The sequence below is a fragment of the Alteromonas sp. a30 genome (assembly GCF_026788005.1).
Classification (GTDB): domain Bacteria; phylum Pseudomonadota; class Gammaproteobacteria; order Enterobacterales; family Alteromonadaceae; genus Paraneptunicella.
The window spans coordinates 137,610-152,892 of record NZ_JABEPE010000001.1 but is presented as its reverse complement, the minus strand read 5'-3'; the positions used below and the strand labels follow the sequence as shown (position 1 = coordinate 152,892).

12 protein-coding genes are annotated in these 15,283 nt (G+C 44.3%); 6 read left to right on the top strand and 6 right to left on the bottom strand.

Annotated features, from left to right (window positions below):
* Positions 1-4: 4 nt before the first annotated feature.
* The 5 genes from HJG39_RS00685 to HJG39_RS00665 all read right to left on the bottom strand — a co-directional run bounded on the left by HJG39_RS00685 (position 5) and on the right by HJG39_RS00665 (position 7,665).
* Complete coding sequence (locus HJG39_RS00685; protein ID WP_268406252.1) at positions 5-1,072, bottom strand: efflux RND transporter periplasmic adaptor subunit; 1,068 nt, start codon at positions 1,070-1,072, stop codon at positions 5-7.
* Between the two features lie 336 nt (positions 1,073-1,408).
* Positions 1,409-1,828, bottom strand: coding sequence for a nuclear transport factor 2 family protein (locus HJG39_RS00680; RefSeq protein WP_268405552.1), 420 nt, complete (start codon positions 1,826-1,828; stop codon positions 1,409-1,411).
* Between the two features lie 2 nt (positions 1,829-1,830).
* The gene (locus HJG39_RS00675; RefSeq protein WP_268405550.1) at positions 1,831-3,276 is read right to left on the bottom strand and encodes an efflux transporter outer membrane subunit; all 1,446 of its coding nucleotides are present in this window, start codon (positions 3,274-3,276) and stop codon (positions 1,831-1,833) included.
* A 10-nt stretch (positions 3,277-3,286) separates the two neighbouring features.
* On the bottom strand, positions 3,287-6,418 hold the full coding sequence (locus HJG39_RS00670) for an efflux RND transporter permease subunit (protein ID WP_268405548.1): 3,132 nt from the start codon (positions 6,416-6,418) through the stop codon (positions 3,287-3,289).
* A gap of 17 nt (positions 6,419-6,435) precedes the next feature.
* Entirely contained in the window at positions 6,436-7,665 is a 1,230-nt protein-coding gene (locus HJG39_RS00665) for an efflux RND transporter periplasmic adaptor subunit (protein ID WP_268405546.1), read from the bottom strand.
* Between the two features lie 410 nt (positions 7,666-8,075).
* Between HJG39_RS00665 and HJG39_RS00660 the strand changes: the two genes are divergently transcribed.
* From HJG39_RS00660 to HJG39_RS00640, 5 genes are all read left to right on the top strand, one after another.
* Complete coding sequence (locus tag HJG39_RS00660) at positions 8,076-8,969, top strand: AraC family transcriptional regulator (RefSeq protein ID WP_268405544.1); 894 nt, start codon at positions 8,076-8,078, stop codon at positions 8,967-8,969.
* A gap of 237 nt (positions 8,970-9,206) precedes the next feature.
* The gene (locus HJG39_RS00655; protein WP_326849229.1) at positions 9,207-10,274 is read left to right on the top strand and encodes an XdhC family protein; all 1,068 of its coding nucleotides are present in this window, start codon (positions 9,207-9,209) and stop codon (positions 10,272-10,274) included.
* Positions 10,264-10,998, top strand: coding sequence for a nucleotidyltransferase family protein (locus HJG39_RS00650; protein ID WP_268405542.1), 735 nt, complete (start codon positions 10,264-10,266; stop codon positions 10,996-10,998). The genes HJG39_RS00655 and HJG39_RS00650 overlap by 11 nt, the downstream gene beginning before the upstream one ends.
* Before the next feature lie 104 nt (positions 10,999-11,102).
* Positions 11,103-11,615, top strand: coding sequence for a (2Fe-2S)-binding protein (locus HJG39_RS00645; RefSeq protein WP_268405540.1), 513 nt, complete (start codon positions 11,103-11,105; stop codon positions 11,613-11,615).
* Positions 11,612-13,849, top strand: coding sequence for a xanthine dehydrogenase family protein molybdopterin-binding subunit (locus HJG39_RS00640; protein ID WP_268405538.1), 2,238 nt, complete (start codon positions 11,612-11,614; stop codon positions 13,847-13,849). The genes HJG39_RS00645 and HJG39_RS00640 overlap by 4 nt, the downstream gene beginning before the upstream one ends.
* Positions 13,850-13,882: 33 nt before the next feature.
* On the opposite strand, the gene rnhA is transcribed toward HJG39_RS00640, so the two are convergent.
* The gene (gene rnhA / locus HJG39_RS00635; protein WP_268405536.1) at positions 13,883-14,344 is read right to left on the bottom strand and encodes a ribonuclease HI; all 462 of its coding nucleotides are present in this window, start codon (positions 14,342-14,344) and stop codon (positions 13,883-13,885) included.
* A 227-nt stretch (positions 14,345-14,571) separates the two neighbouring features.
* Here rnhA and dnaQ point away from each other — a divergent pair, with 227 nt between their 5' ends.
* Positions 14,572-15,282: a DNA polymerase III subunit epsilon gene (gene dnaQ, locus HJG39_RS00630; RefSeq protein WP_268405534.1), complete on the top strand. Its 711-nt coding sequence runs from the start codon at positions 14,572-14,574 to the stop codon at positions 15,280-15,282.
* Position 15,283 lies beyond the last annotated feature (1 nt).

The following is a 15,283-nucleotide window of genomic DNA, read 5'->3' as shown; positions in this document are numbered from 1 at the left end:
CAGCTTAATTGTTTACAATTTCAACAGGTGCTTGGTCTTTCAGGTTTTGGTGTCCGGTAATAACCACTTGTTCGTCACCCGTTAAACCCTGCGTAATTTCCACGTAATCACCTTCCTCGTAACCAATTTGCACTGCGATTTTCTCAGCCTTACCTTGATTAACGACGAAAACGTTAATTTTATCGTCGATATGAAGTAGAGCACGTCTGGGTAGCAAGGTAGCGTTGTGCTTGGTGTCGTAATTCAGTTTAACTTGGGCAAACATACCTGATTTTAGGGTGTTTTCCTCGTTAGGAACCCGCAGAGTAACCTTAAAGGTGCCTGTTTGTGCATCAATTACAGGGCTGATTCGTTCAACAATTGCGGTTACTTTTTTGTTCTGTAGAGCGATGAGGTTAAGCGATGCTTGTTGTCCTACATGAATACGAGGGAGTTCTTTTTCTGGTAAGTGAACGATGCCGTGCAGTTCCTTTTGTTGGACCACATGGAACATGCGTTGGCGTTGGAATGACTCGGTTAAATTTCCGACTTTAGCGTTGCGTTCTGCAATAAAGCCGGAGATTGGGGCGACAATGGTGGTTTCTTTTAAGTCTAGTTCAGCTAATTCTACACTCGCTTTAGCCGATTCGTATTGAGCGGTTAGTTTATCGAAAGTATCGTCGCTGACTAATTTCTTGTCATAAACCTTGTTGATTTTGTCGAGTTCTTTCTTTATGCCTCTTAAATCTGCCTTTGCTCGGGTTAATGTGAGGATGTAACGTTCTTGTTCTAATTTGGCAAGTGGTTGACCTTTCTTAACATAGTCACCTTCTTCAACAAAAATCTCCTCGATAATGCCGGATGCTCGCGCTACCACAAAAGCCTCTTCTTTCGCTTCTAGTGTGGCGGTGGTGATATAGTTTGATGAAATATCGCCTTGCTTAAGCAGGGCAACTTCAACGGGGATGGCAATAACTTCAGGCGCTTTCTTTTTATCTTTATTTTCAGCTTCCGCATCCATACAACCTGATAAGCCAATTAAACTTCCTAAAATGAAGGAGGTTGCTATGACATGTTTCCATTTTTTATTCATGAGCTGACGCATTTTTGTCCCCAAGATTTATTGTTCGATTGTATTTTGCCTGATAGAAAATATAAAGTCTCATTCAGACAATTAACGTTACATTTGATTTAATAGTTTGAGGAAGTTTGTAGAGCATTCATCGTGCCAATAAAAAATGTTGATATAAAACAATAGGATATTGTACTTGGGTGGTTTCTGCTCTGTACAGGTATAAGGCAATAGTGGTTAAAAAAACTAAATCTTAGTGAGATTGATAATGTGAATAAATATGTCTGGATAGGTAATGTTCATTCCTCAACGTTCGCTTTTTTAACCTTACTGGCTTTTATCTTAGAGAGGTTTTTATTAGGAATGGCGAGCTGATATAGCACAAGTTGCGTATTGCGCGTTTTCGATTAACCACTGCGTATTTTGTTTAACGCATCTGACAACAAATTGCAGATGCCAAGGCGACGTTATTCCGCAAATGCTTACGTTAAACGTTGCTTTGCCGATGATCGCCGCTGTTGTCTTTTGTACAAATATAGCAGGAGAGTCGTCGTCAATACTGATGCTGTGATAGGCAAAGTAGCGAGTTTCGATGCGATTGAGCCACTCCAACATGGATTGCTGATATCCTGTTACATGTTCCAAGTTGAAGTGAATACAAAGCAGATTCTTTAATGTCTTTATGTCTGCATCAATCATTGCTTGATGATAGCTTTGCAATAAGTGTTGCACAGCGTTGACTTCGGGCTCGGCCATCCCTTGCGTTCTCCCATTCATGTTTAATGACCTGTTTTAATATTGTTTACTGGTGTTATTGATTGGTTGACTTGTAACGCACCGTTAAAACTGCGGTAAACATCGACTAAGTGCAAAAAGTTTTGTTCTTGCGATTGCGCTAGCTGGTCCCGGCTGGCGAGCAACTCACGTTCTGTATCCAGCATTTGCAAAAAGTTAATAGTACCCGCTTTATAGCGCTCTCTAGCAATGTTTACCGCGTTTTCTGTGGCTTTAAAATGTCGTTCACTAATTAATATGTGCTGTTGGCTCAATGCATAATTTTTCAGGGATAACTGCATGTCATTTATGGCATTAATAACGGTTTGTTCAAATTCATTCAGTGCGATTTGAGCATTGGCATTGGCGATGCTAATACCGGCTCTTACACGTCCATAGTTTAGTCCGCTCCAATTGAGCGTTGGTGCGACAGACCAGCTTTCATTGCCACTGTTTAAAGCCAAATTAGGCGAACCGAGGTATCCCAAAAATCCACTGATGGAAATGTCGGGATACAGGTCTGCGGTTGCCACGCCAATGTCGGCGGAACTGGCCGCTAAAGCGCGCTCTGCGGCGGCGATGTCCGAGCGGTATTGCAAATAGTCCTTTTCTAAGGTAACAGTAATGGGTTTATCCAGCTTTGGAATGTGGCTGGTTTTTGCAATGGTTAACCCGTTCATTGACTTGCCAAGCAATGCTGCCAGTGTTGCCTTTGCAGTGAACTCTTGCTGTTTGATACGAGGAATGTTGGCTTTTACTTGCTCTACCTGTGCTTGCATCTGTGCCAGTTCAAAGTTGGTTGCAACCCCGGCTTCAATTTGCGCCTCAATAATTTCTTGGCTTTGCAGTAAAAACTGCAAATTGAGCTGGGCAACAACCCAGCGTAATTCTGCACCTCGGTATTGCGCGTAACTGCTCACCACTTGACTGATAATTTGAAGTTGCGCTTCTCGCCACAGTATGTTGGCCTGCTCAGCGCGGGCCGAGGCCGCTTCACTTGCCCGCCGAAGCTTGCCGAATATGTCCATGTTCCAGCGTAAATTTAGGTTTAAGTTTTCCGTTCGTAGGATATTTTGGTTGACGCTGGCAGCGTCTGCATTTCGCATGGCACGGCTAGATGCACTGATGTCACCTTGTGGAATTTGTTGCAATGATTGCTGCGAAAAGGCTGCGTAAGCTCGTTTGGCGTTCCATTGAGCTTGGCGAATATCTCGGTTTTCTTCCATGGCTGTGCGTACCAGAAGGTTGAGACTGTCGTCCTCAAATTGTTGCCACCAGTTGAGTAAGTTATCTTGAAGGGCATCAGCGTTTGCATCGTTTTTTATGGCCGAGGCTTGAATCGTGATGTCGCCAACCTGTGTTGGTCTTTTGTAATCTGGCCCAACGGCACATGCGTTGAGTAGACTGGCAGAGATAGCCGCAACCAGCGCGGCTTTAATCAATACTTTCATGGAATAATCCTTACTGCGACTTGGATGTACGTTTGGCAAGTACGTAATAAAACAACGGTGTGAGTAATAAACCAAAGACAGTTACACCTATCATGCCTGAGAATACCGACACGCCCATTGCTTGGCGCATTTCTGCCCCTGCACCAGAGGAATAAACTAATGGCGCAACGCCCATAATAAAGGCGATAGAGGTCATTAATATGGGACGCAAGCGCAAGCGGCTGGCTTCTAATATGGCGTCCATTACGTCAAGGCCGCGCTCTTGTAATTCTTTGGCAAATTCCACAATCAAAATGGCATTTTTTGTGGCAAGCCCCACTAAAACAATAAAGCCAATTTGCGTGAGTATGTTGTTATCACCACCATATAAAATCACGCCACTTAGCGCGGATAGCAGTGTCATCGGGATGATTAACACTATTGCCATTGGCAAACGAACGCTTTCGTACTGTGCTGCTAACACCATAAAAACCAACAGTATCACTAAGGGGAATACCAAAAGGTTACTGTTACCCGTTATGATTTGTTGGTAGGTTAGTTCCGTCCACTCATGAGTCATGCCATTTGGTAGGGTTTCGTCTAAGATGCGGGCAATAGCCGCTTCAGCTTCGCCCGAGCTATAACCGGGGGCGGGTGCACCGTTTATCTCCGCAGTAGTGAAGCCGTTGTAGTGCATTACACGATCCGGTCCCGCTACGGTAAATACCTCCACGATGGAATCAAAGGCGACCATTTCGCCATTGGCGTTACGTACTTTTAATTGCCCGATTTGCTCGGCATTTTGGCGGTATGCTTGTTGTGCCTGCATGTTCACCTGAAAAGTACGGCCAAACAGATTGATATCGTTAATGTAGGTGGAACTTAAGTAACCTTGCATGGTTTGGAATAAGGCAGATAAATCGATATTCTGTTGCTTGGCTTTAATGCGATCTACATCCACTTCTATTTGCGGCACATTCACTTGGTATCCTGTAAATACTCCCACAAGTTCTGGTGCTTGAGCGGCTTTTTGAATCACTTGTGTAGTGACATGGTTTAGCTCCTCAAAACCTAAGCCGTCTCTATCTTGAATTTGCAGCCTAAAGCCGCCAATTGTGCCAAGTCCCATCACGGGCGGGGGCGGAAATACAGCAATAAAGGCTTCATCAATGCCTTGATATTGTTTTCCTAATTCTTGAGCTATGGCGGCAGCGCTTAATGATTTATCTGTGCGTTTATCGAAGTCGTCCAACATCACGAAAACGATGCCGCTATTCGATGCATTGGTAAAACCATTCACGCTTAAGCCGGGGAAACCGAGGGCATTTTCAACACCCGGATGCGCTAACGCAATGTCGGTCATTTCTGCCACTACCGCATCGGTTCTGTCTAACGAAGCGGCGTTAGGAAGTTGTGCAAAGGCAATGAGATACTGTTTATCTTGCGCTGGAATGTATCCGGTTGGAGTATTGGCGAATTGGAAGCCAGTTAACCCGAGTAAACCAACGTAAAGAATACCTGCAATCCCACCAAAACGAATGACCTTGGTAATGAACACGCCGTATTGTGCCGACAATGCGCTAAATAAACGGTTAAATGGTGAAAATAACCAACGACCAAAGCCTTTTTGCATCATGCGGGTGAGCCAATCTTTCGGGGCATCATGACTCTTGAGTAACCAAGCTGAAAGCGCGGGGCTAAGCGTGAGTGAATTAATGGCGGAGATAAAGGTTGAAATAGTAATGGTTAAAGCAAATTGTGTGTAAAATTGGCCGGTTAACCCTGTCATGAAAGACGTAGGAATAAACACTGCGGCTAGCACCAAAGTCGTGGCGACAATTGGGCCGGTAACTTCTGTCATGGCTTTTTTTGTGGCTTCGGTAGGCGTTAATCCTTCTTGAATATTACGCTCAACATTTTCCACAACCACAATGGCATCATCAACAACAATGCCTATGGCTAACACCAAACCAAACAGAGACAGCGCATTTAAAGAGAAGCCAAGTAAATGCATAAACGCAAACGTACCAATTAACGATACTGGCACAGCCACTAAAGGAATGATGGAAGCACGCCACGTTTGTAAGAATAGAATAACCACCAACACAACTAGCAACACGGCTTCAAGTAGAGTTTGGATAACGGCTTCAATCGAGCCTTTTACGAACACTGTGGGGTCGTAAGCAATTTCGTAAGCAACCCCTTCTGGAAATTTCTCTGAGAGGTGGTCCATGGTGGCGCGAATATCATTGGAAATTTGAATGGCGTTTGAGCCTGATGCTTGGAATATCCCGGTTGCTACTGCATCTTTATTGTTTAACGTAGCACGTAAAGCGTAGGAATCGGCGCCAAGCTCAATTTCGGCAACGTCTTTGAGTTGGCTCATTTCACCATTTTCACCCACATTAATTACGATGTTTTCGAACTCTTCAACGCTGGATAAACGACCTTTCACGTTAATTAGTAATTGGTAATCTGATGCTAAAGACGGTTGTGTGCCAAGGCTTCCGGCAACAGCTTGTTGGTTTTGCTCTTGAATTGCGGCAGCAATATCACTTGGTGTTAAGTTTAACGCCGCAAGTTTTTCTGGGTTCAGCCAAACTCGCATGCTGAAATCACCTGCACCAAATAAACGCACGGATCCCACACCGTTAATCTTAGCGAGTTCGTCTTTCACATAAAGATTGGCGTAGTTAGACAAATACAACATGTCGTAACGTTCATCAGGCGAGAATAGGTGAACCACCAAGGTTAAATTTGGCGAGGCTTTTTCCGTAACCACACCAAGGCGTTGCACTTCGGCAGGTAAACGCGGTAACGCTCTGTCTACCCGACTTTGTACTTGTGTTTGTGCAAGGTCTACGTTTGTGCCAATGGCAAAGGTGATGGTGAGCGTCATAATGCCATCGGATGTGGCTTGTGAAGACATATACAACATGTTCTCCACGCCATTAATTTCCTGTTCTAACGGGGATGCAACGGTTTGTGCAATGACCTTTGGATTTGCGCCGGGGTAACTCGCGGTAACCACCACGGTTGGTGGTACAACTTCTGGGTATTCGGTGATGGGTAATTGCCATAACGAAATACCACCAACGATCACAAATAGCAGTGAGATAACACTGGCAAAGATCGGTCGGTTAATAAAAAACTGCGAAAACATAAGGAACTCTCCAGCGCTTATTCGAGTGTTTGAGAGGCGTTGGATGCCAATAACGTTGTGGCATCGTCGATGCGTGCTTGTCTGTTGCGAATGTGGGCAATTTGTTGTTGGCTTGCCATAGCGTGTACAACAGGTGTGATGGTCATTTTGTCACGTACCCGATGTAGCCCGTTGATGACAATGGTGTCATCCGAGCTTAATCCGCTTTTGACAATACGCAGACCGCCAATTTTTTCGCCTAGCTCCACTGCTTGGTAAACTAACTCATTGTTTGGGCTAACTTTTAAAACATATTTGCGGTTTAAATCGGTGCCAATGGCTTTGTCGTCGATAAGGGTGCCTACATAGGACTCACTGCCTGCTACACGTAGACGGGCAAATAATCCGGGGATCAGGCTGCCCTCTAAATTATCGAAAGTGGCGCGCAGCCGAATAGAGCCTGTAGTTTCATTGACACTATTGTTAATGAAATCAATCACGCCTTGGTGGGCATAGTCTGTTTCGCCAGACAGTGCCATAAATACGGGTTGTCGGGCGTCTTTGGCGTCACTGCGTAACAGGTTGCTTTTTGTGTATTCTAGAAAGCTTTGTTCATCAACATCGAAATAGGCGTACATGTGTTTCGTCGACACGATAGTGGTTAATACACTTTGTCCAGCGCTGACGTAATTGCCTTCGGTTACTAAGGCATTTGCTACTTTGCCATCCACGGGGGAGGTTACTTGGGCGAAAGACAACTCTAAGTACGCGCGCTTAAGTGAGGCTTCAATAGCGGCTAAGTCGCCTTGTGCTTGCGCTAACGCGGCGGTGCGATTGTCCAAGCTTTCTTTCGATATCGCATTGCTACCTTCTAGTTTTCTAGCGCGAACGACATCGCTTTGAGCAAGTGTGAGGCGGCTTTGTGCGCTGACTTTTTGTGCGTTTAAACGTTCGATTTCAGCTTTTATAGTGCGATCATCGATCGAAAATAACGCTTCACCTTTTTTCACTAAGCTTCCTTCTTGGAAGTTAATACTGTTGATATAACCGGAAACCCGTGGCTGCAAGACAACTGACTTCGGTGCTTGCAATCGAGCAGTGTATTCGTCCCATTCGGTGATGCGTTCATTAACCACATGGGCAACAACCACTTCTGGCGGTGTTGCTGCGCTTGGTTGGTTATTACCGTCGGATGTGCCACAAGCAGAAAGCGTCAATAACGCTAATCCGCTAAATGTAACAGTCCAATACCGATAAAATTGGCTCATGTAAGTTTCCTCAATTATGTATTCAGAGATGATGTAACTCGAGATGCGCTGATGAATGCGTGAGTGAATGCATTAGCGCTAGATAGTGTGAAAAGAATGATAGAGGGAAAGTGGGTTTGACTTAATGCCGAATCCTTTTTATTGATTGCCTATTTCTATTTTTCTGGTTTTCAATGGTTAACAGGGTTAAATAATGGGAAAGTAAATTTCTTAAGTTTTATAGGAAGGCGGTTATTTTAATAAAATAATTCAAATCCCTCTTATGGTGTGGTGTCCCGGCTGTTTTGTATTTTAACCATGGTTGATTGCCTAAATCTGTCAGTTCCTTGCCTAGTTCTCTAAAATGATGATTTACAAATAGTGCTATTGCCTAATTCTTGTTTATACTCAAAGAGAAGGGGGGAAACACTATGACAACTCGGCTTCAATATTATCAGCTAGAATTAATCGAAAAAGTGAAGCGCTATCACAGCGGAGAAGGAGCGTTGGACACGATTATTCCTACTTTTCGTTTGATCAGAAGTAGCACTGAATTATCGTCTTCTCCTACTGTTTATGAACCAATGCTGTGTGTGCTTTTGCAAGGCGAAAAGCGAATTTATGTGGGTAACGACGAATTCGCATTCAAAGAATTGAATATGTTAATTGTACCGGTAATGATGCCGGTGATTGGCAAAGTTGTGAAAGCGACGCCAGATAAGCCTTATTTAGGATTCTGTATCAATATTGATATGCACGAATTAGCGGATTTAGTGATCGATATGGCGCAAATCTCTGAGAATAAGGATGTGCACCCTTGCTGCTTGAATATTATTGATACCGATGAAGAGCTGATGTCGGTCTTTTCCCGGTTAATGTCATTGTTGGAAAATGAATCTGATATTCCCATTTTACTGCCCATGCTAAAAAGAGAGATGCTTTTCAGGCTGTTGCAAACCTCCATTGGTTGCCAGTTGCGTCAATTCTTGCTGTTCGATACTCAAGCGAATCGCGTGAGTAAAGCTATCGAATTGATAAAAGAACGATATGATGAATCCTTGAGGGTCAAGGATTTAGCTGATACTGCGAATATGAGTGAGTCCTCTTTTTATAACGCATTCAAATCGGTTACGTCGATGTCGCCGTTACAGTACCAAAAACAAATTCGCCTTAACGAAGCGCGCCGAATAATGCTTCATGAAGGTTTAGAAGCTGCCGCCGCAAGTTACAAAGTTGGCTATGAAAGCCCATCGCAATTTAGTCGAGAATACAGTCGATTATTTGGTATTTCGCCAGTAGCAGACGTGAGCCGCTTTAGGAAATAGCGGCGACTAATCGCCCGCAAGAATCGATGTTTAAGGGCTAATCTTGTCGAATTGTTCAGAGGTTAATTATCAATTAATGGGGTAATTAGGGTGGCTGATTCAATTCCTTTTCTGGTAGGGTGTCCTTCGCTTAGGTTATTGCCTTAATGCGTGACCTAAAGTGTGCATGCAGAGCGATGAGTCATTCTCAGGAAGTGGAGAGCGGCGCATAGCAGCAAAAGGGGCTGCGGAGTGTCGATGGATGAATTTCCGTGGTGGCTGATAACCAACTATTTAGCTTATTTCTTTGTTTTACGACTTGGCAATAAAGGACCATGCTTATTCATTATGGCGAATCATATCAGCGACATTTTATCTATTTGGTATCCGTTAAAAGATGAGCAAGAATGGGTACTTGCCAGCATCATAGAAACAGAAGGCTCCTCATATCGTAAAGCCGGTGCGGCAATGCTAATTAACGATTTAGGGCAATACTACGGTTTGCTAAGTGGCGGTTGTTTAGAATCCGATATTATGCGTCATGCACGTTTTTGTTTGCAGTCACAAGCAAACAAGATGATTGAATACGATATGCGTGATGATGCCGATTTAGCGTGGCAGTTAGGGTTAGGCTGCGGCGGTAGAGTGAAAATATTATTGCAACCTATTGCTAGGAATAACCATTATCTGGCTTTAGAAAGTCTTCATTTTGCTTTGCAACAAGGCAAAACCTGTTATTACCAAGTTAATGTTGAAGACGCCAATTTCAATCAAACGTTGTTATCTCCTTTGGCTTCTTCAACGTCCTCTTCAAGTGAACAAATTCATATAACCCAATATCGACCTCAGGTCGCGCTTGGCGTTTTTGGCGGGGGAGTGGACGCGCGTCCGCTGGTGGCATTAGCGGTGAATATGGGGTGGATTGTGTATTTAGTCGATCACCGAAGTGCTTACGCTAGAGACGCCTATTTTCCCGGCTGTGAACGTATTATTCGTCAGCCATGCCATGAGTTAACTCAAGAAGATTGGTTGCAACGACTTAACGCCGCAGTGGTCATGACTCACAGTGTAGAACAAGACGCACAAGCTTTGGCATTATTGGAAAGTAGCGCAGCGGAATATATTGGTTTACTTGGCCCAATGCATCGCACAGAGCGGGTTTTTAACGCTATTGCTAAAGCGCCAAACCACTATAAAAAGGCTCTTTGGAATCCAATGGGACTGAAGCTTGGTGGAGAATTACCTGAATCCATTGCGCTAGCAACCTGTGCTGAAATCCACGCGGTGTTGTTTGATGGCAACGGGGAGTCGATGTGTGTCCGTTAGTCTAAACCTCGATTCAGAAGTTAATAATGCTCCACAATACCGTTTGGCCTGTTTGCTGTTAGCCGCAGGAGAAGCCAAGCGCTTCGGTTCTGCAAAGCAATTACTGGCGTGTCGGGGCAAAACGTTAATTGAGAGGGCGGTAAAGGAAATTGAATCTGCTTATGCAGTAACCGGTTTATCAGGTGCTCGAATATTTGTAGCGATAGGCGCGCACCATCAAGCCATTACATTGGCGTTAAAAGAAGCGTCATTTAGCGAGTTTGTTACTTTTATTGATATTAACCAATGGCAATTTGGAATGGGGCAATCATTAGCAGAGTCAGTTTCCCATATTTCCCCTTTCGATTTTACACACCTGCTGGTGGCGTTAGCCGATCAAGTCGCGCTTCAGGAGCAAGATTTTACAACATTAATTGCAAACAGTATTAGGCGGCGTTCGCAAATAGTGGCTTCTCGGTTTTCTGTGCAAATGAAGCACACTACTCAACCCGAATCTCAATCGACACAAATAAACGCTTTACTCAATAAGGACGTAATTGGTGCGCCAGCCATTTTCCCCGCGCATTATTTTCCCGCGTTGATGCAACTTCAAGGCGATGTTGGTGCGCGTAAGGTGATTCAACAATCGGATTCAGTTGTAACCGTTTCTTTGCCAAATGCGGCAATCGATATTGATACGCCACAAGATTGGCAGCAGTGGAATAAGACAAATTTAGAAACATGATTGATCAGCTTTCGGTTTGCAAAAAAGCCGTTTTCGGTGATTAATTAAACCGTATTAAAAATAAATAGTTAAACAAAACCAGCCAAAAGGCTAAGTGAAGAATAATGCTGAATTTCACACTCAATAATAAAAAGGTCAGTGTTGATACTGACGAGAACATGCCGTTGCTTTGGGTTTTGCGCGACGTGCTAGGCGAAACTGGCACTAAGTATAGTTGTGGCCAAGGTTTGTGTGGTGCTTGCACTGTGCATTTGGATGGTCAACCCGTGCGCGCCTGTGTGCTGCCTATTTCAACGGTGGCGAATAAACGTATTACTACAATTGAAGGTTTGTCTGAGGATGCTTCTCATCCGGTACAAAAAGCATGGGCAGAGCATAAAGTGCCGCAGTGTGGTTATTGTCAGTCCGGGCAAATGATGAGTGCGGCGGCGTTGCTACAACAAAATAGCAATCCTTCAGAGGATGAAATTAATCAGTTTATGGATGGCAACATTTGCCGCTGTGGTACTTATCCTAGAATCAAAGCGGCGATTAAAAGTGCGGCAAAAATGCTGCGATCAGACTCTTCACAAGCGAATTTGGGTGTTCACATTCAGCAAGTAGGAGATGAGGTATGAGCGAAGTGCAAAATGTGAGTCGCCGAGACTTTCTCAAACTCGTCGGTGTGAGTGGCTCAGGGTTAGTGTTAGCAACAACGCTGGGCTCTTCTTCGTTAGTCTATGCCGCTGAATCGCAAGGAAATGAGCTTAATTTATTCGTGAGCGTTGAGCCTGATGGCACGGTGAATATAGTGTGTCACCGTTCAGAAATGGGGCAAGGCATTAGAACCAGTTTGCCACAAGTTGTAGCCGATGAAATGGAAGCCGACTGGAATAAGGTAAAAGTCATACAAGGTTTAGCGGATGCTGCGTATGGTAGCCAAAATACCGATGGCTCACGGTCGGTTCGTCGCTTTTATCAAGTGATGCGAGAAATGGGGGCATCAGCACGTTTAATGTTGGAGCAAGCTGCGGCAAAAACATGGCAAGTGGCAGCGGATAAAGTGAAAGCTGAAAACGGGTTTGTACGGAACCTTGTTTCTGGCGAAAAATTGAGTTTCGGGCAACTTTCCTCTATTGCTGCTACCTTTGATTTACCAGCTAAGGAACAAATTAAGCTGAAAGACAGCAACGAGTTTCGCTATATCGGCAAAGATATTCCCATTGTTGACATGCGAGATATACAAACAGGAAAAACAGTGTACGGGCAAGATACTCAAATTGAAGGCATGTTATATGCCTGTATCGCACGCTCGCCAGTAGTTGGGGCCAGTGTAAAAAGCTTCGATGAAGAAGCTGCAAAAGCAGTAAAAGGGGTGGTTGGTGTTTGGCAATTACCTGATGCGCAAAAACCTTTTGTTTTCAGACCGCTTTCAGGGGTGGCTGTTGTTGCTGAAAATTCGTGGGCAGCAATGGAAGGACGCAAACATTTAAATATTCAATGGAGTGAAGCCGAAAACCAGCGTCATAATTCGCGTCATTACTTAGCTGAGCTAAAAGGGCGTTTACCGAGTAAGGGGGAAGTCGTTCGTCAACGAGGGAATGCATATCGGGCGTTGGAAACTGCCGATAAAATTATTGAAGCGGAATACACCGTCCCTTATTTAGCGCATGCGCCAATGGAACCACCTGCCGCCACCGCGGTTTATAAAGATGGCATGGTTGAGGTATGGGCATGTGCGCAAACCCCGCAGTCTACGCAAACCAATGTGGCACAAGCGTTAGGACTTGATCCAGAAAAGGTAAAAGTGAATGTAACGCTGCTCGGTGGTGGATTTGGGCGTAAATCTAAACCTGACTTTTCTGTTGAAGCCGCGCTTTTAGCCAAGCAATTTGGTAAACCGGTGAAATTGTTTTGGTCTCGTGAAGACGATTTACAACATTGTTACTACCACGCTATCAGCGCACAACGTTTTGAGGTCGGCATTAACTCCTCTGGTGACGTTACCAGTTGGGTGCAACGCACGTCCTTTCCAAGTATCAGCTGGACATTTACCGGAACAACCGACATTCCTTCAAACTCGGAATTGTCTTTGGGCTTTGGTGATTTGCCCTTTAATATACCGAATCTATCCTTAGAAAAACATAAAGCCACTGCGCATGCGAGAATCGGTTGGATCCGTTCAGTCAGTAATATTCAACACGCCTTCGCGTTGGGCTCGTTTGTTGATGAACTCGCGACACATTCGAAAAAAACACCTCATGAAATGTGGCTTGAACTGATTGGCCCTGATCGTATTGTTGATCCCACAGCAGATGGCTTTGATTATCAAAACTATGGTGAATCACCGGAGGTATTTCCCATCGATACCAAACGTTTGAAGCAAGTATTGAATACGGTGGTGGAAAAATCCGGGGCTAATGAGCAAACCGAAGCTAATGAAGGGTGGGGCATTTGCGTACATCGCAGTTTTGTTACGTATGTTGCCGTGGCCGCAAAAGTAAAAGTGGTGAACGGTAAGGTGTCTATTTTAGAACTGCATTCAGCTATTGATGCTGGGACTGTAGTCAACCCAGATAGAGTGCGCTCCCAGCAAGAAGGTTCAATGATTTTCGGCTCATCCATTGCACTTATGGGGGAAATCACCTTCGACAAAGGCCAAGTGGAGCAATCCAATTATCATGATTACCCAGTGATGCGAATGGGCCAGTGTCCTAAAATCGAAACCTACATTATAGAATCTGATGCGGTTCCTGGTGGCGTTGGTGAACCGGGAACTCCGCCGGTAGCCCCTGCTATCGTGAATGCCATTTTCCATGCCAGTGGGAAGCGTATTCGCGATCTACCTATTAACAAGCACTTGGCGGTTTAATCCGCCACTGCTTCATTTATTTAGACTTTATAACTATTCAGAAAAGCCCGTATCCTCAGGAAGATTATCTTGGGATGCGGCTTCTCTTGCGAGCTCATCACAGCGTTCATTTTCAGGATGACCAGAGTGGCCTTTGACCCAGTGCCAGTTGACAGTATGATTTGATACTGCGCTATCTAGTGCTTGCCATAAATCTTGGTTTTTCACAGGCTTTTTGTCTGCCGTTTTCCAGCCTCGGCGCTTCCAGTTTTCAATCCACTGATTAATGCCATTTTTCACGTATTGACTGTCGGTCGTAAGCTCTACCTGACACGGCTCTTTAAGCGATTCTAAGGCTTTAATTGCTGCGACCAATTCCATGCGATTATTGGTGGTTTTCTTGAATCCACCGGAAATTTCTTTTCGATGCTGATTATAAATGAGTGTTGCACCGTAGCCGCCGGGGCCAGGATTACCTAAACAGGAACCATCGGTGTAGATATGAATCGTTTTCAAAGTAGACTTAGTGATTTGTAATGAATGAAGTCGTCCATCATACCGTATATTAATTCGCTTGAGCGATTATTTGGAAAGTGATTGAGTTACTTTAATGCGCATGGGCTGGGTGATTTAGAGAAGAGAAAGGCAGTCAGTGTGGTTTCAATTCCCACATTGAAAGAGGATAATGCGCGCATTATGCTTAAGACTGTGAACAACCACCGTTATTTTCTGGAGACATCAGGTTGAGACAAATTGTATTGGATACCGAAACAACAGGTATCGACCCAAAACAAGGGCATCGTATTATTGAGATTGGCTGTGTTGAAGTCATCAACAGAAAGCTAACCGGAAACCATTTTCATCAATATATCAATCCTCAACGTGAAATTGAGCAAGAAGCAATAGAAGTTCACGGGATTACTAATGAAAGGCTTGCTAACGAACCAGTTTTTGATGAAGTTGTAGAGAGTTTTATCGACTTCATTAGCGGTGCACAATTAGTCATTCATAATGCGCCGTTCGACGTTGGTTTTATGGACCACGAATTTACTAAAAGTCGCAAGGCGTCGGTAAAAAAGACCGATCAAATTTGTACCGTGCTTGATACGCTAACGCTTGCACGACAAATGCATCCGGGGCAGAAAAATAATTTAGACGCCTTGTGTAAGCGATATGGTGTAGATAACTCCGCCCGTGAATTGCACGGTGCTTTACTAGATGCGGAGATCCTAGCCGACGTTTATTTAATGATGACAGGCGGGCAAACTAGCTTTAATTTGTCGGGTAATAATAAAGAGCAGCAAGGTGAAGAAGGGATCCGCCGACTGAGTAACGATCGTAAAGCATTAAAGATTATTCGTGCTTCCGCCGATGAAATTAAACAGCATGAAGAACGCCTTGATATTGTAGAGAAAGAAGGCGGTAGTTGTTTATGGCGTGAACTACAAGGTTAAT